Raw genomic sequence first — 20,525 nt, 5'->3', positions numbered from 1 at the left:
GCTCTCCTTAAATGATCTTGGCAGTGCGCAAACGCGCGCGCTCCGTTTCGTCCAGGCCCAGAAGGCCGCCGTACACCTCGTCGTTGTGCTCGCCCAGCGCCGGACCGGCCGTACGGACCGAACCCGGCGTGGCCGAGAGCTTGGGAGTCGCGTTCTGCATCGGCAGTGCGCCGAAGTCGGGGTGGGGCACCTGCACGATCGCCTCGCGCGCCGCGAAATGCGGATCGTCGAACATGTCCTTGGCCCGGAAGATCCGGCCCGCCGGTACGCCGTTCTCGTGCAGGGTGGCCAGCAGGGCCTCGGCCTCGACGGTCGACGTCCACTCGGCGATCAGCGTGTCCAGCTCGGCCATCGCCGCGCCCCGCGCCGAATGCGTGGCGTAGCGCGGATCCTTGGCCAGCTCGGGCCGATCCATGGCGGTGGCCAGGCGGCCGAACACCGCGTCCTGGTTGGCGGCGATCAGGATCAGGTCGCCGTCGCCGGTCGGGTAGACGTTGCTGGGCGAGACGTTAGGTAGCGTGGCGCCGGTGCGTTCCCGCTGGTAGCCGGCGACCGCCCACTCCGGCAGCAGCGACTCCATCATGGCCAGTACGGCCTCGTAGATGGCGGAGTCGACGATCTGACCGCGGCCGGTGTTGGTGCGGGCGTGCACGGCGACGAGGGTGCCCAGACACGCGTACGTCGCCGCAAGAGAGTCACCGAGCGAGATGCCCGCGCGCACCGGCGGACCGTCAGGCTCCCCCATCACGTACCGGATGCCGCCCATGGCCTCGCCGATCGAGCCGAATCCGGCCCGGCTCGAGTAAGGGCCGTTCTGCCCGTAGCCGGTGACCCGGGTGATGATCAGGCCCGGGTTGGTCTGCCACAGCGTCTCGGGCGCCATGCCCCAGCGCTCGAGAGTGCCCGGCCGGAAGTTCTCCACGACGATGTCCGCCGTGTCGATCAGCTGCCTCACCAGTGCCTGGCCTTCATCCGTACGCAAATCGCAAGTGACCGATTTCTTGTTGCGCGCCACCACCGGCCACCAGAGCGACTTGCCGTGCGGCTTCTCGCGACCCCACTGGCGCATCGGGTCGCCGCGACCGGGGTCCTCGACCTTGATGACCTCGGCCCCGAAGTCCCCCAGCAGCTGCCCGCAGAACGGCCCGGCCAGCAGCTGCCCGAACTCGACCACCCGCAGATCCCCCAGCGGCCCGGTCATGAAAGTCCCCCGATCATCGTGGCGCGGGCGTCGGCTTCGTCGGGGCCGTTCCCGCTGGTCGTGGCGCCGGCTTCGATTTGGTACGGGTCATTAGCGCTCGTTGTTGAATGGGCACCGCCGTCCGCCTTGCCGTCGCCGATCGTGGCGGCACGGGCGCCGGCGTCCACCGGGCCGTTCCCGGCCGTCGTGGCGCGGGCGCCGGCGTCCACCGGGCCGTTCGGGGCCGTCGTGGCGCGGGCGTCGGCGTCCACCGGGCCGTTCCCGGCCGTCGTGGCGCGGGCGTTGCTCCGTCCGGCGCCGTCGCCGCTCGTCGTCGTGCTGACGCCGGCCACCTCCGAGCCGCCGCCGATCATGGTGGCGCGGGCGTTGTAGAGGTGGGCGCGCATGATCGCCTCGGCCCACTCGCCGGCGCCGGCGCGGGCGGCGGCGACCATCTCGACGTGGTGGTGCAGGCTGCGCGACAAAGCGTCCGGCGTGTAGTCGTGGAAGTTCTGGGTGACTACGGCCGCGTGCGTGACGCCGCGCAGCGCGCCGGCCAGCGGCGGCGACCCGGCCGCATCAATGAACAAGCCGTGGAACCGCCGGTTCAGCTCGACGATCGCCCCCAGATCTTGGTTGCGCCCAGGCTTCCCCACTCGCAGCATCTCGGCGGCCAGGTCGTCCAGCTCGTCGAGTTGTTTCGGCCGAAGGTTCGGCACTGCTTGGCGTACGGCGTAGGGCTCGAGCCGCAATCGGAGCTCGAAGATCTCGCGCAGGTGCTCGGCCGACCAGGTCGCAACGCGCGCCCCGCGATTGGGCTGGATCTCGACCAGGCCCTCGGCGGCCAGCCGGGACAGCGCCTCACGGATCGGAGTGCGGCTCACCGACAGCCGTCCGGCCAGTTCGGCCTCGCCGAGCCGGGCGCCGGACGGGATCGCCCCCGACAGGATCTCCTCCCGCAGGGACTGCGCCGCCTGTTCCGCCGCTGGTCGCACTGGCTCTCCCCTCGAAAGTTGTATGCAATCCTTGCCATGACCCCGGCGCTTCCGCAAGAGTGGCGACCATGCGGATCTCAGGTTGTATGCAATGACCGTCTCGATCGTCGAGGTGTCGCCGCGCGACGGGCTCCAGAACGAGTCCGCGATCGTGTCCACGGCCGACAAACTGGCGCTGATCGACACGCTCGTGGCAAGCGGCGTGCGCCGCATCGAGGCCGTCAGCTTCGCCCACCCGAAGCGGGTGCCGCAGATGGCCGACGCCGAGGCGGTCGCGGCCGGCCTCCCCCGCGGCGCGGTGTCCTGGATCGGCCTGGTGCTCAACGAGAAGGGCCTGGACCGGGCGATCGCCGCCGGCCTGGACGAGGTCAACGTCGTAGTCGTAGCGACCGACACCTTCAGCAAGCGCAACCAGGGCGTACCCACTGCGGAAGCGGCCGCTGCGTGGTCCCGCATCGCTGCCCGCGCCCGCGAGGCCGGCCTGCGCACAACAGTGACCGTCGCGGCCGCGTTCGGCTGCCCGTTCGAAGGCGAAGTGCCCGTGTCTCGGGTGCGCTCAGTGATCGAAGCGTGCGCCGCGGCTCGCCCTGACGAGCTGGCCCTGGCCGACACGATCGGAGTGGGGGTGCCGGTCCAGGTCCGAGCCCTGCACAAGGCGGCGGCCGAGGCGGCCCCTGGCGTCCCGCTGCGCTGGCATTTCCACAACACCCGCAATACGGGCTACGCGAACGCCCTGGCTGCAGCCGAACTGGCCGGCTCCGACCCGGTAGCCCTGGACAGTAGCGCCGGCGGGATCGGTGGGTGCCCGTTCGCGCCCAACGCCACGGGGAACATCGCCACCGAGGACTTGCTCTACCTGCTGCACCGAAACGGCTTCGACACGGGTGTCGCCGTTGATCCTCTGCTGCCGTTGGGTGAGCGCCTGGGCGAACTGCTCGGCCATCAGGTGCCGGGCCAGCTGGCCCGAGCCGGCCTGTTCCCGTCCTGAACCCCTCACCCGTCGAAGCCCGATTAGCGCCGTTCATCATCGGGTCGGCTGCCCAAGCTGGCGTGATCACCGGGCCGTCCCGTCCTCGGCCGAGGCAAGGCACTGCAGCAGCACAACGACATCGGGCCGCAGACGCCCGAAGCACTGACTCAGCTGAGCGGTCACGTTCTCGGCCAGGGCCAGCCGCTGCAGCAGCACACCGACATCGAGCCACAGTTCGCCCCGACGCGCTCACTTAGGCGAGCCATTCGCCCTCACACAGCGGGTCAAACCGGCTCTTTCCCGGTTTAGCCGAAACGGCACACCGAAGTCGGTGTCAGCCCGCACTGAACGGGTAGGCGAACATCGATGGATCGACGAGCCGCGCCGGCGGGAGGTGTTGTCATGCGCGGGTTCACGGCAATTGCCGCAGCTCAGCGCGCTGCCCGCCTCCTGATCCTGGCCGGCCTGGCCGTGGCCGCCTACTTCGCCCTGAGCCTGCTCGACCACCCCGCCCACGCCGACGACGGTCCGACCATTCCACAGTCGAGCACCAACGTGTCCCCCACCGCGCCCAAACTGACTGGCGACGTCACCAAGACTCGCCCGCCCCCCAGCGCGCCGAAGCTCAAGGACGCCAAGCGCAGGCCGGCGGAAGGGCAGTCCGTTAGCTCCAAGAACGCGACCCCCCGGCCGGTCACGGTCGACACCGCGAAGCAAGCCGCCGCTCCGAAACACGTCGCCGCCTCAAGGCAGCCCGCCACCTCGAAACATGCCGCCGCCCCGACCTCGAGGAAGGCCGTCGCCCCCAAGAAGGCCGCCGCCTCGAAGCAAGTCGCCGCCCTCAAGAAGACTGCCAAGCCGAAACACGCCGTCGCCCTCACAAAGGGCACTCCGCTGCAGGGCGCGCCGAGTAACGCCGACCCGCACAAGGCGCCCCGGCCAAAAGCCTCTGCGATGACCAAACGCGCACTGCCGAACGCCGGACGCGCACTCTCCTCAGCCACGCACCACGCCGTGCCGCAATCTTCAAGACCCACCAAGCCCACGGCCACCAAACGCGCAACTTCGGCCATCAAACGCTCAGTCACGCGACACTCGAACGCAGAAACGGCCGGCAACGCCGAACCGGCGATCGTCAGACGCGAAGCGTCGAACGCCGAACGCGCACTCCCGATCACCACAGTGCCGGGACGCGCCGGGCCCGCCGACCTCCCACCCACCAAACGCGCAGCATCTGCCGTCGACCGCCCAGCAGTGCAGTTGAAGATCCCTACAGCCGTCCAAGGCACTGTTCGAACGGTTACGCAACGGACAGTCCCCGTGGTTCGAGCGCAGGTGGCATCAGTCGGGCCGGGCGGCGAGCAGGAGGCCCCGGGCACGTTGACGCTCGCGCAAGCGGCCTCGCCCGCCCGAGCGATCAACGTGGTCGCGCGGGCGAACAACCCAGCTGCGCACGCCAGTGACTTGCTCACGCGCGTGAACGATCAAGCGGCACGAGCCGATGACGCGGTCGCGCACTTGAAGAATCCGGCCGCGCGAGCCAACGACGTGATCGCGCAAGCGAAGGACCTTGACTCGCAGCTGCTTAAGTCGACTGCGCGGGCCAGCAATGTGGTCGGGCAAGTAAGCGACGAACTCGCACGGGCCAACGACGTGGTCGCGCAAACGCGCAACGAGCTCACGTTAGCCAACGACGTGATTGCTCAGCTGAGCAGCACCGCTCAGCGAGCCGACCACGACCTCGCGCAAACGAGCAACCAGCTCCCGTCGGCCAACGACCTCGCCACGCACTTCATCGACGCGACTTCACGGGCCAACGATGTCGTCGCGCAAACGAGCAACCAGCTCCCGTCGGACAATGACCTCGCCACGCACTTCATCAACCCGACCGCACGGGCCAACGATCTCGTCGCGCAAACGAGCAACGAACTTGCACGAGTCAGCGACTTCGAGGCGCAAACAAGCAACAAGCTCATACCGGCCACCGACGTGTTCGCTCTGCTCGGCGGCACCGCTCAGCGAGCCGACGACGACCTCGCGCGGACGAGCAACCAACTCCCGTCGGCCAGCGACCTGATCACGCGTCTCACCGAGGCTGCTGCACGGGCCGACGACGTGGTCGTGCAGATGAGCGACGGGCTTGCACGAGGCGTCGATCTGGTGGGTCGAACCAGCAGCCAGCTCTCGTCGGCCTACGACGTGATCGCTCAGCTCGGCGGCATGGCTGGGCGAGCCGACCACTACTTCACACAGACGAGCAGTCAGTTCACGCCGGCCGCCGACCTCGCCACGCGCGTCATTGCCGCGGCTGCGAGGGGCGATGCCGTCGTTGGGCGAACGAGCGGACAACCCACGCCGGTCGGCGACATGGTCGCGCAAACGAGCAGCGAACGTGCACGAGTGAACACCGCGGTTGCGCATATGAACGGTTCTGTTGCGCGAGTGAGCGGTACTGCGCGAATGGACATCCGTGGTGTCGGCGTGTTGCCAGGCTGGTCGTGGATGGCTGAATTGACGCGCGAGTGCTTCGGCCACGAACTCGACGGACGAGTGGACGCCGACGCTCAGCGAGCCGGCGAGCGGCACGCCGGTGTCGCGTTAAAGTCGGCGCCGGGTGTGCCGGCTCCTGGTTCGCCGCACCCGGACGGGTATGACGCCGGTGCGGGGCATGTTCGGGACTCCGGTGGGGGCTCTGCGCCTCCGGTGGGCACTGTTCCGTCGTCTTGGCGGCCGGAGATGTCCGGCGCCTCTGTTCTTTCGCTGACTGATGTCGGCGGCTCCGGACGTACTGTCCGGTATTGCGGTCCTCCCAGCTAGAACTCGCGGTTGGAGACGCGGCCCTCGCCGGTGTAGATGACCCGGCGACGGCCTTCGGCCGGCCTCCGGTGATCCGATCTTTGGACGGAAGCCGGCTTCCCACCGCGAAGCTTGAACCTTGGCTGGGAGGCCATCGTGATCCGCATTCTGCTTGTCGAACCCATGAATCTGTTGCGCGGCGCCCTGGCCGCGACCCTTTCCCTGCAAGACGATTTCGCTGTTGTGGCCGAGCTGGACGGGCTCGGTGAAGCTCTCGACATGGCCCGGGCCGTGCCGCCGGACGTGGCTCTGGTCAACGTCGAGCTGCTGACCGAGGACGGGTTGCGCCTGTTCAGCCGGTTCGCCGTGGAGCAGCCTCGCTGTGCGACGCTCGTGCTGGCCGGGCCGGACGCGCCGGAACGGCTCCACCGCGCGCTGGACGGGCACGCGAGGGGTGTCATCGGCACTCAGGCCGCTCCCTGTGAACTGGTGCGCGCCATTCGGCAGCTGGCCCGCGGGGAACGCGTCATCGACGCCGGTCTGGCCGTGGCCATGGTCGCGGCACCGCGCAGTCCGCTGTCGGCTCGGGAGATGGACGTGCTGAGCGTCGCCGCGTCCGGTGCGCCGTCGCCCGAGATCGCGGCTCGGCTGCACCTAACCGCCGGAACCGTGCGCAACTACATCTCGGTGATCCTGCGGAAGACCGGTGCCCGCAACCGGCTCGAGGCGGTCCGGGTGGCCGAGGCTGCGGGCTGGTTCGGATGACTTTTGTCAACACGCGTCGATGACAACGCTCACTACGACCGGGCCGCCCGGACATCGAAGCTTGTCGGTGACAGGACTTCACAGCAGCAGGAGGAACGATGATCCGGCAACGACTCTCGATGCTCGTCGTGTCCGTGCTCGCAGCGCTAGGGCTGGTCGTGGCGGGCACGAGCGTGGCCAGCGCCGCCCCCGGCGCCCAAGCGGCCGCGCCGCCCACCGCCAGCGCCGTCCCCACCACCCCCGTCACCGGCAGCTTCACCGACGCCAAGGGAGGCACCGGCACCTTCGCCGGCAACTTCACGCCGACCAAGTTCGCGGCACGCAACGGCAAGCTGATGGCCACCGGCAACCTGACCGGTACGCTCACCGACTCGGCCGGCAGCGCCGTCGGCACGGTCAACCAGCCCGTCAGCACGACCGCCGTCGTGGCCCAGGCCACCTGCGGGATCCTCGACCTGGTCCTCGGCCCGCTGCACCTCGACCTGCTCGGCCTGACGGTCGACCTCAACCAGCTCCACCTGGTGATCAACGCGGTCTCGGGCCCGGGCAACCTGCTCGGCAACCTGCTGTGCGCCATCGCCGGCCTGCTCGACGGCACCCCGACCGCCGGCCAGCTGGCCGCCATCCTCAACTTCCTGCTGGCCCTGCTCGGCCAGCTCTGACCGCGACAGACCGGGTCGTCTTGCTCAGCCGCCACTGAGCAGGACGACCCTTTCGCCGCGCGGGCCGGGCTCGAGCATGTGAGCTAGAGCGGCAGCCACTCCAGGCTGGTGGTCATCTCGGCCAGGATCGAGGGCACCGGCTCGACGCCGAGGCCGGGGCCCGTCGGGACGGGGAGGTGGCCGTCCTCCAGCACGAACGGGGGTGTGACGTCCGTACGGAAATAGCGGTCGGACGCCGACGTGTCGCCGGGCAGGGTGAAACCGGGAAGGGCGGCCAAAGCCACGTTGGCCGCCCTTCCCAGGCCTGTTTCGAGCATGCCGCCGCACCACACGGGGATGCCGTTGGCCACGCACACGTCGTGGATGCGGCGGGCCTCGAGGTAGCCGCCGACGCGGCCCGGCTTGACGTTGATGATGCTGCACGCGCCGAGGCGGATGGCGTCGGCCGCGGATCGGGCGGACACAATGGACTCGTCCAGGCAGATCGGCGTTTTGACGCGCTGGGACAGCTCGACGTGGCCGAGCACGTCCTCCTCGTCCAAGGGCTGCTCGATCAGCAGTAGGCCGAAAGGGTCGAGCGCGGCCAGCAAAGGCGCCTGGCCAACCGTGTACGCCGTATTGGCGTCCACCTGAAGCAGGACCTCATCGCCGAAGCGTTCGCGGACCGCGCGTACGGGTTCCACGTCCCAGCCCGGCTCGATTTTGAGCTTGATCCGGACGTATCCCTGGGCGAGATAGCCGTCGACGGCGTCCAGCAGTTCGGGGATCGAGTCCATGATGCCGACCGACACCCCGCACGGCACGCGTTCCTGGGTGGCGCCGAGCTCGCGGGCGAACGACCGGCCGGCGCCGCGCAGTTCGGCGTCGAGCACGGCCGTCTCGAGCGCCGCCTTGGCCATCCGGTGGCCCTTGAACCGGTGCAGGGCCGGGGCGACCCCGAGCGCCGAGTTCAGAGGCTGAGCGGCTAGCGCGGGCACCAGATAGCGCCGCAGCACGTCGGCCGCCCCCTCCACGTACTCGCTGGAGTACAGCGGATCGGTCATCGCGACGCACTCGCCCCAGCCCTCGGCCTCGTCGGTGACCGCCCGCAGCAGCAGCACATCCCGCTCGGTGGCCGTGCCGAACGACGTCCGGAACGGGGCCACCAAGGGCATCCGGATCCGTCGCAGCTCGATCCCGGTGAGTTTCATCGGTCCTCCCTGTCCACCACGTACCAGCCGGCGCGGTCGAAGCCGGTCACCCGGGCGCCGCTGTCCATCAACGGCGCCAGCGCCTCGCGCACGGCCACCCGCCACCGCCGGGCGCTGGCCGGATCGGCGCGGCGCAGCAGGCCGATATCCGGCGGCACCGCCACCAGAACTGTGCGGCCCTCGGCCGGGCGGGGAGCCGGTTCCCCGTCCGGTGTGCGGTCCAGGACGACGACGGCGCCGGTCAGGTCGCGAGGCTCGGGCCGGCCTCCGTGCGCCGCCTGGTCGACGTACGGGGAATTCAGTTCCCAATGCACCAGCAGGCGGTCGGTGTCGTCGCCGCGGTTCATGGAGTCGCCCATCGCGCCGTAGAAGTCGGGCAGGTACTGCACCGGCAGCGCGCCCAGCTTGACCAGGTTGAAGTACGCGTTGCGGCTGACCAGTGGGTCGTAAGTCCAGCTGACCCGGGTCACGCCCCGGCTCAGCGCCCACGCCCGCTGATGCAGCTTGAGCGCCCGGCCGACGCTGCGGCTCTGGGCCGCGCGGGTGACGCCGGCAATGTGGCTGTGCATCTCACGCCGGTCGGGGGCGGCGAAAAAGGCGACGCAGCCCCCGATCATGCCGCTGGCGTCGAACACGCCGACCACGTAGTTGCCGGCCTTGCTCATGGCGCGCAACAGGTCGCGGGTCACCGGCGGATTGGCCGGGTTGAAGTGCCAGATGCTGTCGAACAGCTCGTACAGGTCGCGCAGCTCGGCCAGCTCGGTCAACGGTCTGATGTGGATTCCGGCCGCCTCGGCCGCCGCGTCGGCCGCCGTGGCCGGGGTGAGCAGGTCGCTCATCGGCCGGTCACCTCCCGGATCAGCGCCGCCACCAGTGCCGCCCGGCGCGGGATCTCGGCCACGACGACGTGCTCGCCCGGTGCGTGCGCTCCCCCGCCGACCGCGCCCAGCCCGTCGAGCGTGGGCGTGCCGACGCCGGCCGTGAAGTTGCCGTCCGAGGCGCCGCCGACCGCGGCCTGGCTCAGCTTGCCGTCGATGGCCAGGGCCCGCGCGAACAAAACTTGGGAGGCGGCGGCCTCGAGCGGCGGCCGGTTGGGGCCGCCCTCGATGGTGATCCGGGCGCCCGGCAGCACCGGCGTCAGGGCCAGCAGCGCGGCGTCGACCCGTTCCTGCTCGGCGACCGTGCGAGCCCGGACGTCGATGGCGAACTCACCCGTCGCCGGCACGGTGTTGGTTGTGGTGCCCGCGGTCATCCTGGTCGGCACCACCGTCGTACCAAGTGCCGGATCGTCCAAGGCTTGGACGGCCAACACTTGGTGAGCCAGCTCGATGGTCGAATTGATGCCCCGGAACGGCTCGAGCCCGGCGTGGGCGGCCCGGCCGGTCACTCGTACGCGGTAAAGGGAAACGCCTTTGCGCTCGGTCTTGAGCGCGCCCCCGTCGGCCGCGCCCTCCAGCACCAGGGCGGCCGCGCACCCGGTGGCCTCCTTCTCGATGAGCTCGCGCGAGGTCGGCGAGCCCAGCTCCTCGTCGCCGGTGACCAGCACGCTCACCCCGTCCCGGTCGGGCAGCGCGGCCACCGCGTGCAGGGCCTGAACCAGCCCCGCCTTCATGTCGAAGCAGCCCGGGCCGCGCAGGATCTCACCCACGATTTCGTACGGGTGGGAAGCGAGCGATCCGACCGGCCACACCGTGTCATGGTGACCCAGCACCAGCACGCGGGGCGGCCCATCGCCGAAACGCCACCGCAGATGGGTACGGCCGTCGAGCACGATCCGCTCCGGTTCCGCGCCCAGCAACCGCCGGCCGACGCCCGCCAGCACCTCGGCGCTGCGAGCCACGGCCGCGCGGTCGTCCGAGGGCGACTCGCACGTCACCAGCTCCCGCAGGTCGGCCAGCATGGCGGCCAGGTCCATCTCAGGCCACCTTCGGGGTGGCCCGCACGCCCAGGTGCAGATAGCGCTCGCCGGTCGGCAGGCGGTAGAAGTAGGCCGGGAACCAGACGTCGCTGTTGGGCATCTGCACCAGGAACAAGTCTTCCTTCACGCCCACCATCGGCAGCTCGTGCACCGGCTCGGGGCTGAGCTCGGCCAGCGGCCCGGTCTGGGTCATTCTCAAAATGGGACCCTCGAGCACCTCCAGGCGCACGCTGGCCCGCTCGTAGGTGCCCAGGTGCGGGGTGACGTCCACGTCGACCGGCGGCGACGGCGGGGTGAGCGGCCGCGGCATCGTCACCCCGGCCACCTCGGCGAAGATCTCGGTGAACAGGTCCTGGTAGAGGTCGCGGGCCCCTTCGCCGTTGGTCAGCAGGGTCACGGCCAGCCCCTGGGAGGGCAGCAGCCGCAGGAACGCCGACTGGCCGATGGTGTTGCCGTCGTGCCCGATCAGCCGGTGCCCGTCCCAGCCGAACCGGATCCAGCCCAGCCCCCACGAGTCGCCCAGCGTGTACTTCTCGGGCAGCTCGACCTGTTCCTCGGTCATCGCGGCGGCGCCGGCCGCGCTCAGCACGTCCCCGCCCCCGTCGAGGTGCATCCTCGCGAACGCCAGCAGGTCGGCCGCGGTCGAGTTGATGAGCCCGGCCGGGCCGAGCGCCCGCGGCAGCATCCACACGGGCGCGACCTGCGGGCCGGGCAGGTGGCCCGCCGCCGTGCGGTGCAGCAGGGCCTCCTCGGGCAGGGTGCTGGTGCGGCGCAGGGCGAGCGGGGTGATGATGCGCTCGCGGACGGCCGCGTCCCAGGTGCCGCCGGTCAGCTTCTCGATCACCCGGCCGGCCAGCGAGAACCCGGAGTTGCAGTACGACCAGGTGGCGCCGAGCGGATGGTTCTGCGCCACGTCCCGCAGGCCGTCCACGTAGAGCGCGAGGCAGTCGTCGCCGCGGCCGGTGTCGGTGAAGACGTCGCCGTCGATGCCGCTGGTGTGGGTCAGCAGGTGCCGCATGGTCACCTTGGCCGCGACACCGGAGTCGGCCAGGGTCAGCTCGGGCAGCACGTCGGCGATCGGCGCGTCCAGTTCGAGCTTGCCCTCGTCGACCAGCTGCTGCACCAGGGTGGCCGTCCAGACCTTGCTGATCGAGCCGATCTGAAAGACCGACTCGGTGGTGGTCTCGACGCCGCTGTCCACATTGACCAATCCGTACGCGGCCTCGACCAGCTCGTCTCCGCGCGAGATTCCCAGAACGGCGCCCGGGAGCCCGTGCCGTGCCGCGAGAACGTCGAGCCGCCGCTGCCAGTGCGCGGCGTCGAGCGGCTTGCGGCCGGTTCCGGTGTGCCGCTGCACCCACTCGGCGATCCGGCGGTTGAAGTCGAGGCGCTGCGACGGCGGCCCCTCGACGATCAACAGGTGCGAGCCGCCCGGGTACAGCACGAGCTCGGCCGGGACGCCGCGCTCGCGCAGCGCGGTGAACCACTGCTGGGCCTGGCCGACCGGGCAGCGCAGATCCGAGTCGCCCTGGATGATCAGGGTCGGCGTGTCGACGTCGGCCACCCGGGTCAGCGGCGACATCGCGGCATAGTGCTCCGGATTCGCGTACGGGCGGCCGCCGAGCTCGATGTCGGCCAGCAGATGCCCGTCGTCCGAGGCGCCGGCCATGCTCGTCAGGTCGCTGACCACACCCCCGGTGACGGCGGCGGCGAACCGGTTGTCGATGGCCGTGAGATAGCAGGTCATGTAGCCGCCGTAGCTGTAGCCGGCCACCGCCAGCTTCTGCGGATCGGCGGTGCCGTCGGCCACCAGCTGGTCGAGCGGTTCGAGGAAGTCGCGGGCGTCGGCCACACCCCAGGCGCCCAGGGCGGCGTTGTAGAACCGCTCGCCGTAGCCGTCGCTGGCCCTCGGGTTGAGCAGCAGCACGATCCAGCCGGCCGCGGCCAGTTCCTGGTGGTACAGGTGGACGTCGTCGGCGGCGCCGTTCCAGGCGTTGTGCGGGCCGCCGTGGATGTCCAGCAGCAGCGGGTGCGGGCCGGTCGCCTCGGGATCGCGGATCAGCCAGCCCTGGACGACCGTGCCGTCGGAGATGCTGAATTCGCGTTCCTCACGCACGTACAGGTCGATGTCGCTCTCGTTGTGGCTCGTGCGCACGCTTTCGGCGCCGCCCGCGACGTCGATCGAGACAACTTCCCCGTACGAGGTGGGGGTGGCCAACACGATCGCCGCAGTGTCGCCCGCGACCGACAGCCCCGAGACCACACGTCCGGCGCCCGCCACGACCGCACGCGGCTCGCCGCCGTCCGTGGACACCGCGTACAAGTGCGAACACCCCCTATCCCGTACGCAGAACAGGACCGTCAGCCCGTCGCCGAGGAACCGTGGCACCGCGCCCGGATAGGCCGGCCCGCCCGGCATCACGTTGCGGTCCAGGCTCTCCGCGAGGTCCCGCACCGGCCCGCCGTCCAGCGGCACGTAGAGCAGACGCGCGTGCCCGATCGGTTCGCCCGCATAGCCGACGACCACCAGCGCGTCGCCGTCCGGCGTCCACACGGCCGGCCCGGCGACGCCTTCGTCGAGTCCGACCACCCGCGGCCGGGCCTTGGGATCGGTGATGTCCAGGACGTGCAGTGGCGCGCGGAACACCAGATCGGCGTCCGAACCGGTGGCCGCCGCGAAGGCCAGCCGGGCCGAGTCGGGCGACCAGGCCGGATCGCCCGCGTGCCAGTCACCCTCGGTCACCTGGCGGACCTGCCGGGTCTCCACGTCGAGCACGAACAGGTGCTTGCGGACGTCGCGCAGCCACCCGGCGCCGTCGGCCTGATAGTCGAGGCGTTCAGTGACGATCGGCGCCTTCTCGTCCGCGTCCGCCGTCGCGACGGGCGCCGAGAAGGCGATTTTCGTGCCGTCGGGGCTCCATGCCGGGGCGCCCGCGCCCTTGGGCAGGTCGGTGACCGCTTCGGGTTCGCCCCCGTCGGCGGGCAGCAGCCACACCTGCGGCGGTTCCTCGCCGCCGCGCAGGAAGGCCAGCTGCCGGCCGTCCGGCGACCAGGCCGGCGAGGTGTCGGCCTTTCCTCTGGTCAGCCTTTTCCGCGCGCCGTTGTCGTCCACGAGCCAGATGCCCCGCAGGACGCGGTCGGCCTCCTGGTCGGCCGTGCGCAGCACGTACGCGATCCGGCCGCCGTCCGGGCTCAGGGCGGGCTGCTCGGGCGTCGCCACCGACACCAGGTCCTCGATCTGCGCACGACGTGCCACGGTTCCCCCTCGCCTCATGGGTCTTAGCGGGAAGCCTGCCCGCCGCGGCGGCCGGTGTCATGGTGCGCCCGGACGAGTCGAGGGCCCCCGACTCGTCCGCTACGCCGAGAACACCCGCAGTTGCAGCATGGCGCCGAACCGGGCCTCGGGGTCGGTGAGATCCACCTCGCCCACCTCGGCCAGGCGGCGCAGCCGGTAGCGGAACGTGTTGGGGTGAACGTGCAGGGCGGCCGCGGCGGCCACCGCGTCGCCGAACGCGTCCAGCCAGGCCGCGTAGGTTTCGACCAGGTTGGCGTTGTGCTCGGCGTCGTACGCGAGAAGCTTGGCCAGCGGTCCGGTCGGGGCGTCACCGCGCTCGGCCACCAGATCGCGCAGTTCCAGCACCATCGCCTTGGTGTAGACGTCGGCCAGCCGCGCCACCCGCAGCCCGCAATCGGTGCGCAGCACCCGCAGCGCGCGGTCGGCACTGGCCCGCGCGGCCGCCAGCTCGCTGATCGAGGATGCGGACGGGCTGACCCCGATCAGCGCGGGCACCCGCTCACCCACCCGGTCCAGGAACTCGCCGGCCACCTGGACGGCCCGCTCGGCGGTGGCCACCGGCAGCAGCCCGTAGGCGACGTCGCCGAGCAGGGCCACCGCGCTTCCGGCGTGCACCGCGCTCAGGTGCATGGCCAGCGCGTCGGTCAGCCTCTGGCGGTCGGCGGCCAGGCCCGACCGGTCGGCCGCGCCCTCGGGTTCGGCCGGGGCCAGCGCCAGCACCACCAGCGGCTGGTCGGTGAGGCCGAGCCGGGCCAGCGATTCGCGCGCGCCTGAGCCCCCTTCCAAGGCGGTGCCGACCAATTCCGTACGCAATCGGCGCTCGACATCCGCGCCGGCGCGCAGCCGCAACAGGTGCAGCGCGACCAGCTTGGCCGCATCACTGAACGCGCGCGACCGATCGGGGGTCAGCGGCTCGTGCACGGCGGCCCAGATCGAGCCCAGGAACTCGTCGCCGGCCCGCACGGCCACCGCCACCCGGGGCACCGAGAAGTCCTCCGGCGCGCTGGCCGGCGGGGTCACGAACACCGGGTCGGCGCTGCGGTGCAGATCGCGGAACGCGCCCTGGCGGGACAGCAGGCGGGCGTAGCGCTCGGGCACCTGGCGTCCCAGAATCGTCTCGACCCGGGACTCGTCGGCCTCCTCCTGCCGGCCCGAGAAGGCCAGCACGCGCGAATCCGGGTCCTCGATCGTCACCGGTGCGTCGACCAGCGCGGCGACGGCGTTGGCCAGCGCGAACAGGTCACCCGAGGGCAGGCCGCCCAGCATCTCGGGGCCGGCGTCGCCGACGTCGCCCTGGCTCAGCATCGAGCGCAGCAGCGCGGCCAGCTGGGCCCAGGAAGCCCCGCGGGTCAACGCCAGCAGGGCCACCCCGGACTCCTCGGCGGCGGCCCGGAGCTCGTCGCCGGGCGGCACCGGGGCCCGCACGATCAGACCGGCCGCGCCCTGCTTGCCCAGGGCCCGCAGCAGCGCGGCGATCTCGGCCGGCTCACGCAGGCCGACGCCGAGCACCAGCGCGGGCGAAGGCAGGTTCGGCTCGTCGTACGGGTCGTGGATGGCGATCCCGGCGATCGGCTCGGCCGAGCCCACCCGGCCGTGCACCAGGTCGAGCAGCGTGGCCCCCAGGTCGTCGAGGACCCGGCCGAGACTGGCGCGCGGCAGCTGGCTCATGCCAGTCGAGCCTAGTGGCATGGCTCAGTTCCCGAGCGGTACGCCGGGACGCGGCACCGCCTCCAGCAGCTCCCGCGTGTACTCGTGCCGCGGGTCGGTCAGCACCTGCTCGACCGGGCCGTACTCGACGATCCGGCCCTGCCGCATCACGGCCACGATGTCGCTGACATAGCGCACCACGGCCAGATTGTGCGAGATGAACAGCATCGTCAGCCGCATCCGGCGCTGCAGATCCTTGACCACGTTGAGCACCGCGCCCTGGATCGAGACGTCCAGGGCCGAGGTGATCTCGTCGGCCACGATGACCTCGGGCCGGCCGGCCAGGGCGCGGGCCAGCGCGACCCGCTGCCGCTGACCGCCGGAGAGCTCGTCGGGGCGGGCGCCGGCCCGGTCCGCGGCCAGCCCGACCAGTTCCAGCAGGCGGGCCACCTCGGCCCGGCGGCCGGGCATCTTCCGGGGCATGGGCTCGGCGATCGAGTCGCCGATGCTCATCCGCGGGTCCAGCGCCGAGTACGGGTCTTGGAAGATCATCTGCAGTTTGTCCCGCTGGACGGGCCGGCCGTCCAGCAGGATCCGGCCCGCCGTCAGCGGGGCCAGGCCGACCGCGGCCCGGGCCAGCGTCGACTTGCCCGAGCCGGACTCGCCGACCAGCCCGACCACCTGGCCGGCCGGCACGACCAGGTTCACGCCGTCGACCGCGACCGTGCCCAGCCGGCGCGAGCCGAACCGCACGGTCACGTCCTCGAACGTCAGCTCGCGCACAGCGGGGTGGCCCGAGCGCCGAAATGCACGTACTTCTCGCCGGTGGGCAGCTGGTAGAAGGTGGCCGGGATCCAGTTGCCGGTCTCCGGGTCCTGGCAGACGAACAGGTCGGGCGCGACCGCGACCATCGGGTAGTCGGTCGGCTCCTCCTGCAGCAGCTCGGCCATCGCGCCGGTGACGCTGACCCGCATCACCGGGCCGTTCTCGCCGACGCTGACCTCCTGGCGGATGCTGGCCCGCTCGTAGACACCCACGTACGGCGCCGGATCGATGTCGACCGGCGTGGACGGCGGGCTCAGCGGGTGCGGCACGGGCACGTCGGCCAGCTCGGCGAAGATCTCGCGGAACAGCTCCTCGTACAGCTTGGCGCCGTTGCCGCCGTTGGTCAGCAGCGCCACCGCCAGCCTCTTCTCGGGCAGGATGCGCAGGAACGCGGCCTGGCCGATGGTGTTGCCGTCGTGCCCGATCACCCGGTGGCCGTCCCAGCCGGCCCGTTCCCAGCCCAGACCCCAGGAATCGCCCAGCAGGTGCTTGTCGGGCAGCTCGACCTGGTGCTCGGCCATGGCGGCGGCGCTCGCGGCGCTGAGCACATCGGCCCCGTTGTCCAGGTGCATCCGCGCGAACTTGAGCAGGTCGGCCACGGTCGAGACGATGCTGCCGGCCGGCCCCGCCGATCGCGGGATGCCCCACACCGGCGCCACGGTCTGCTTCCCGTCGTGCGTCACGTGCCCGACGGCGGCCCGGTGCAGCAGCGCCTCCTCGGGCAACGTGACCGTGTGGGTCAGCCCGAGCGGGGCGACCAGCCGTTCGCGTACGGCCGCGTCCCAGGTGCCGCCGGTGAGCTTCTCGACGACCCGGCCGGCCAGCGAGAACCCGGAGTTGCAGTACGACCAGGTCGCCTCGAGCGGATGATTCTGGGCCGCGTCGGCCAGCGCCGCGGCGTACTTCTCGAGGCAGTCGTCGCCGCGCCCGGTGTCGGTGAAGACGTCCCCGTCGATGCCGCTGGTGTGGGTCAGCAGGTGCCGCATGGTCACCTTGGCCGTGACGCCGGGGTCGCTCAGCCGCAGCTCCGGCAGCACCTCGACCAGCGGGGCGTCGAGCTGCAGCTTCCCCTCGTCGACCAGTTGCATGACCAGCGTGGTCGTCCACACTTTGCTGACCGACCCGATCTGAAACAGCGAGTCGGTGGTCGTCTCGACGCCGGTGCGGGCATTCAGAACGCCGTACGCCGATTCGCTCACCTCTTCGTCGAGCAGCACGCCCAGCGTCGCACCCGGAACGTCATGCTTCTCGGCCAGCTCAGCCAGACGCCGGTTCCAGTGCTCGGTATCAATAGTCACGGTCTTTCTCCTCCCAACGGTGCGGCAATCTGGTCGTCGGTGTTCTCGCTCGCGACCGGGTCGCCCTGCACTAGGCCGTTTGTCTCGTCGCTCGCGGTGCGGTTGTCGGGCACCGCGGCCGGGGCCAGGTCGGCGTGCCAGCAGGCGACGCGACGGCCGGCGGCGTACGTCGTCAGGGCCGGGTCTTCCTGGCGGCACTGGTCGCTGGCGAGCGGGCAGCGGGGCGCGTACGGGCAGCCGGTCGGCAGGTCGTGCGGGTCCGGCGGGCGACCCGGGATCACGGCCAGCGGCCGGTCCCGGTCGGTGGTCATGTCGGGCACGGCGGCCACCAGTGCCCGCGTGTAGGGGTGCCGCGCATCGTGCAGCAAGGCCTCGGTCGGCAGGTCTTCGACAACCCGCCCGGCGTACATGACCAGCACCCGGTCGCAGACCTGCCCCACCACGGTGACGTCGTGACTGATGAACAGAAGCCCGACGTCCTCCGCGGCCCGGATGTTGGCCAGCAACTGCAGCACCTGCCGCTGAACGGTGACATCAAGAGCAGTGGTCGGCTCATCGGCAATGATCAGCTTGGGATTGGCCATCACGCCCATCCCGATCATCGCCCGCTGCCGCATGCCACCCGAGAACTCGTGCGGCAACTGCCGCGCCCGCCGCTCGGCCCCCGGAATGCGAACAGCCGACAGCCGATCAACAGCCCGCCGCCAAGCCGTCCGCCGATCAGCCCCCTGATGCTCACGCACGACTTCGGCCAGTTGCCGCCCCACCCTTTGCGTCGGATTGAGCGAAGTCATCGGATCCTGAAACACCATCGACAGCGACGTCCCCAGCAGCCGCCGCAGCTCATTCTTGCTCTGTTCGACGCCCTCGCGCAGGTCGGCGCCTAGGAAGTCGAGGCGGTCGGCTCGTACTTGGCCTGGGCGCTCGATCAGCTGGGCTATGGCCAGCGCGGTCAGGCTCTTGCCGGAGCCACTTTCGCCGACGATGCCGATGGCCTCGCCCTTGCGGACGGTCAGGCTGACGCCGCGGACCGGGGTGACCTCGCCGGACGCCGTGGGGAAGCTGACTTGCAAGTTCTGCACGGCCAGCAAGGGCTGGTCGGAGGCGTCCGGCTCGGGTTCGGACTGAGCGATCTGGTGGTCGGTGGCTGTTTCTGCTCGTTTGCCGGCGTGGGTTGAGCGCAGGCCGATCGCGCGGGCTACGGCCTCTCCGGACAGGTTGAAGGCCATCGCGGCCAGCACCACGGCGATGCCGGCGGCCAGGGCGCCGGCGGGGTGGACGTAGATCTGGGCCAGGCCCTCGCCCAGCAGGCGGCCCCAGTCGTAGCTGGGCGCCTGCACTCCCAGGCCGAGGAACGACAGGCTGGCGAACGAGAGCAGCGCGGTTCCGGCGGCCATCGTGGCCGAGACCACGAGCGGTTCGGCGATGTTGGGCAGCACGTGCCGGGCCAGAATGCGCATCCGGCCGATGCCGGCCACCCGCGCGGCGGCGATGAAGTCGCGGCTGGAGACGGTCGCGGTCATGGTCTGGGTGAGGCGGGCGAAGCCGGGCGCGGTCGCGAAGCCGATGGCCAGCACGGCCCCCTTGGCGCCGACTCCGAAGATGACGGCGAAGAACAGCGCGAGCAGCAGCGCCGGGAAGGCGACGGCGATGTTGATGAGCGCGCCGATCCACCGGCCGGCCCGGCGGCCGAGCAGCACGGGCGCGGTGCCGAGCAGCAAGCCGGTGGTCACGCCGATCGCGGTGGCCAGCAGGGCCAGCCCCACCGACAGCCGCGTGGCCACCAGCACCCGCGCGAAGATGTCGCGGCCCAGCAGGTCGGTGCCGACCGGATGCGCCGACGACGGCCCCTGCAGGATCTCGGCCGACTGCACGGCATCGGCCCGGCCCTGCCAGATCAGCGGCGCCACCACCGCCAGCACGAGCACTGCGACCAGCAGAACCGCCGCGGTGATGCCGAGCGGGCTCCGCAACGCGCCGATCCAGCGCTTTGATGCATGGGAAGCCACGGGCATCAGGCCTCCCGGATCGCGGAGCGGGGGTCCAGCACGGCCAGCGCCACATCCACCACCAGGTTGATCAGCAGGACGCCCAGGCCGTACACGAGCACCACGCCCTGGACGGTGGGGTAGTCCTTGGCCAGGATCGAGCCGACGATCGTGCCGCCCAGGCCGGGCCAGGCGAAGATGTTCTCGATCAGCACCGTGCCCGCCACCAGCGCCCCCAGCAGCAGGCCGCCGATGGTCAAGGTGGCGGTCAGCGCGTTGGGCAGGGCGTGCCGCAGATAAATGGCGCCCGACCGCAGCCGTTTGGCTCTAGCCGTACGGATGTAATCGGCCTGCAGCACGGCCAGCAGCTCGACCCGGACGATGCGCGCCAGCATGAATGCCGGCCCGACGGCCAGCGACAGCACCGGCAACACGTACGAGGAAGGCCCGGACCGACCGGCCACCGGCAGCCATCCCAGTTGGACGCTGAACACGAACACCAAGCCGACCGCCATCAGGAATTCGGGGATGGTGGCGACCACGACGCCGGCCGAGGTCAGCGCCCAGTCACCGCCGCGGCGGCGGGTGTCGCGGGCCAGCACGGCCATCAGCAGGCCCAGCGGCACCGAGACGACCACCGCCACGGCGAACGCCAGCAACGCCATCTCCACCGTGGACCCGAGCCGGGTCGAGATCACCTCTTGCACCGGCAGCCCGGACGACATCGAGACGCCCAGGTCGCCGGTGAACAGGTTGCCCAGGTAGTGCAGGTACTGCAGCCACAGCGGGTCGTTGAGCCCCAGCTGTTCCCGCCGCTGCTCGATCAGGGCCAGTGGGGCGGTGGGGCCCAGTGACGCCCGGACGGGATCGCCCGGCAGCACGTGGATCATGAGGAACGCGGCGGTCACCAGCACCCAGACGCTGAGCACCAGCTGCCCGGCCCGGCGCATCCCGAACCGGGCCCACGCGTTCTCCGGCCCACCGATGGCAACCACG

General features: G+C 71.1%; 16 protein-coding genes. 4 read left to right on the top strand and 12 right to left on the bottom strand.

Features of this window, described 5'->3' with window-relative positions; genetic code table 11:
• Positions 1–7: 7 nt before the first annotated feature.
• Positions 8–1,201 (bottom strand): CaiB/BaiF CoA transferase family protein, encoded by a 1,194-nt coding sequence (locus OWR29_RS02280; RefSeq protein WP_267560588.1) that lies wholly within the window; start codon positions 1,199–1,201, stop codon positions 8–10.
• Positions 1,198–2,175 (bottom strand): GntR family transcriptional regulator, encoded by a 978-nt coding sequence (locus OWR29_RS02275; protein WP_267560587.1) that lies wholly within the window; start codon positions 2,173–2,175, stop codon positions 1,198–1,200. The genes OWR29_RS02280 and OWR29_RS02275 overlap by 4 nt, the downstream gene beginning before the upstream one ends.
• 91 nt (positions 2,176–2,266) lie before the next feature.
• Between OWR29_RS02275 and OWR29_RS02270 the strand changes: the two genes are divergently transcribed.
• Entirely contained in the window at positions 2,267–3,163 is an 897-nt protein-coding gene (locus tag OWR29_RS02270) for a hydroxymethylglutaryl-CoA lyase (protein WP_267560586.1), read from the top strand.
• A 66-nt stretch (positions 3,164–3,229) separates the two neighbouring features.
• On the opposite strand, the gene OWR29_RS02265 is transcribed toward OWR29_RS02270, so the two are convergent.
• Positions 3,230–3,361 carry a hypothetical protein gene (locus OWR29_RS02265; protein WP_267560585.1) on the bottom strand — a complete coding sequence of 44 codons (132 nt, stop codon included), beginning with the start codon at positions 3,359–3,361 and terminating at the stop codon, positions 3,230–3,232.
• 186 nt (positions 3,362–3,547) lie between these two features.
• On the opposite strand from OWR29_RS02265, the gene OWR29_RS02260 reads away from it, so the two are divergent.
• The 3 genes from OWR29_RS02260 to OWR29_RS02250 all read left to right on the top strand — a co-directional run bounded on the left by OWR29_RS02260 (position 3,548) and on the right by OWR29_RS02250 (position 7,368).
• Positions 3,548–5,962 (top strand): hypothetical protein, encoded by a 2,415-nt coding sequence (locus OWR29_RS02260; protein WP_267560584.1) that lies wholly within the window; start codon positions 3,548–3,550, stop codon positions 5,960–5,962.
• 135 nt (positions 5,963–6,097) lie between these two features.
• Positions 6,098–6,706, top strand: a complete 609-nt coding sequence (locus OWR29_RS02255) for a response regulator transcription factor (protein ID WP_267560583.1) — start codon at positions 6,098–6,100, stop codon at positions 6,704–6,706.
• Positions 6,707–6,804: 98 nt separating this feature from the next.
• Positions 6,805–7,368 carry a hypothetical protein gene (locus OWR29_RS02250; protein ID WP_267560581.1) on the top strand — a complete coding sequence of 188 codons (564 nt, stop codon included), beginning with the start codon at positions 6,805–6,807 and terminating at the stop codon, positions 7,366–7,368.
• An 83-nt stretch (positions 7,369–7,451) separates the two neighbouring features.
• Here OWR29_RS02250 and menC read toward each other — a convergent pair whose 3' ends face one another.
• The 9 genes from menC to OWR29_RS02205 all read right to left on the bottom strand — a co-directional run bounded on the left by menC (position 7,452) and on the right by OWR29_RS02205 (position 20,524).
• The gene (gene menC, locus OWR29_RS02245; protein WP_267560579.1) at positions 7,452–8,558 is read right to left on the bottom strand and encodes an o-succinylbenzoate synthase; all 1,107 of its coding nucleotides are present in this window, start codon (positions 8,556–8,558) and stop codon (positions 7,452–7,454) included.
• Positions 8,555–9,397, bottom strand: coding sequence for a GNAT family N-acetyltransferase (locus OWR29_RS02240; protein ID WP_267560577.1), 843 nt, complete (start codon positions 9,395–9,397; stop codon positions 8,555–8,557). Before OWR29_RS02240 ends, menC begins: the two co-directional genes overlap by 4 nt.
• Entirely contained in the window at positions 9,394–10,473 is a 1,080-nt protein-coding gene (locus tag OWR29_RS02235; protein ID WP_267560575.1) for a M20 family metallopeptidase, read from the bottom strand. The genes OWR29_RS02240 and OWR29_RS02235 overlap by 4 nt, the downstream gene beginning before the upstream one ends.
• Before the next feature lies 1 nt (position 10,474).
• Positions 10,475–13,732: a serine hydrolase gene (locus OWR29_RS02230; protein WP_267560574.1), complete on the bottom strand. Its 3,258-nt coding sequence runs from the start codon at positions 13,730–13,732 to the stop codon at positions 10,475–10,477.
• Positions 13,733–13,831: 99 nt separating this feature from the next.
• Positions 13,832–15,439 (bottom strand): PucR family transcriptional regulator, encoded by a 1,608-nt coding sequence (locus tag OWR29_RS02225; protein ID WP_267560573.1) that lies wholly within the window; start codon positions 15,437–15,439, stop codon positions 13,832–13,834.
• Positions 15,440–15,463: 24 nt separating this feature from the next.
• Positions 15,464–16,201, bottom strand: coding sequence for an ABC transporter ATP-binding protein (locus tag OWR29_RS02220; RefSeq protein ID WP_267560572.1), 738 nt, complete (start codon positions 16,199–16,201; stop codon positions 15,464–15,466).
• The gene (locus OWR29_RS02215) at positions 16,189–17,541 is read right to left on the bottom strand and encodes a serine hydrolase domain-containing protein (protein ID WP_267560571.1); all 1,353 of its coding nucleotides are present in this window, start codon (positions 17,539–17,541) and stop codon (positions 16,189–16,191) included. Before OWR29_RS02215 ends, OWR29_RS02220 begins: the two co-directional genes overlap by 13 nt.
• Entirely contained in the window at positions 17,538–19,556 is a 2,019-nt protein-coding gene (locus OWR29_RS02210) for a dipeptide/oligopeptide/nickel ABC transporter permease/ATP-binding protein (RefSeq protein WP_267560570.1), read from the bottom strand. Before OWR29_RS02210 ends, OWR29_RS02215 begins: the two co-directional genes overlap by 4 nt.
• The gene (locus OWR29_RS02205) at positions 19,556–20,524 is read right to left on the bottom strand and encodes an ABC transporter permease (RefSeq protein ID WP_267560568.1); all 969 of its coding nucleotides are present in this window, start codon (positions 20,522–20,524) and stop codon (positions 19,556–19,558) included. Before OWR29_RS02205 ends, OWR29_RS02210 begins: the two co-directional genes overlap by 1 nt.
• Position 20,525 lies beyond the last annotated feature (1 nt).

The organism is Paractinoplanes pyxinae (assembly GCF_026626335.1).
Classification (GTDB): domain Bacteria; phylum Actinomycetota; class Actinomycetes; order Mycobacteriales; family Micromonosporaceae; genus Actinoplanes; species Actinoplanes pyxinae.
Note: the sequence above shows the minus strand (reverse complement) of the source record. Positions and strands in the feature narration are given on the sequence as shown.

What these genes read in the sequence shown, in the direction of transcription:
- OWR29_RS02280 (WP_267560588.1), bottom strand. Translation starts at nt 1,201, where the DNA reads ATGACCGGGCCGCTGGGGGATCTGCGGGTGGTCGAGTTCGGGCAGCTG.
- OWR29_RS02270 (WP_267560586.1), top strand. Translation starts at nt 2,267, where the DNA reads ATGACCGTCTCGATCGTCGAGGTGTCGCCGCGCGACGGGCTCCAGAAC.
- OWR29_RS02260 (WP_267560584.1), top strand. Translation starts at nt 3,548, where the DNA reads ATGCGCGGGTTCACGGCAATTGCCGCAGCTCAGCGCGCTGCCCGCCTC.
- OWR29_RS02250 (WP_267560581.1), top strand. Translation starts at nt 6,805, where the DNA reads ATGATCCGGCAACGACTCTCGATGCTCGTCGTGTCCGTGCTCGCAGCG.
- menC (WP_267560579.1), bottom strand. Translation starts at nt 8,558, where the DNA reads ATGAAACTCACCGGGATCGAGCTGCGACGGATCCGGATGCCCTTGGTG.
- OWR29_RS02240 (WP_267560577.1), bottom strand. Translation starts at nt 9,397, where the DNA reads ATGAGCGACCTGCTCACCCCGGCCACGGCGGCCGACGCGGCGGCCGAG.
- OWR29_RS02235 (WP_267560575.1), bottom strand. Translation starts at nt 10,473, where the DNA reads ATGGACCTGGCCGCCATGCTGGCCGACCTGCGGGAGCTGGTGACGTGC.
- OWR29_RS02225 (WP_267560573.1), bottom strand. Translation starts at nt 15,439, where the DNA reads ATGAGCCAGCTGCCGCGCGCCAGTCTCGGCCGGGTCCTCGACGACCTG.
- OWR29_RS02210 (WP_267560570.1), bottom strand. Translation starts at nt 19,556, where the DNA reads ATGCCCGTGGCTTCCCATGCATCAAAGCGCTGGATCGGCGCGTTGCGG.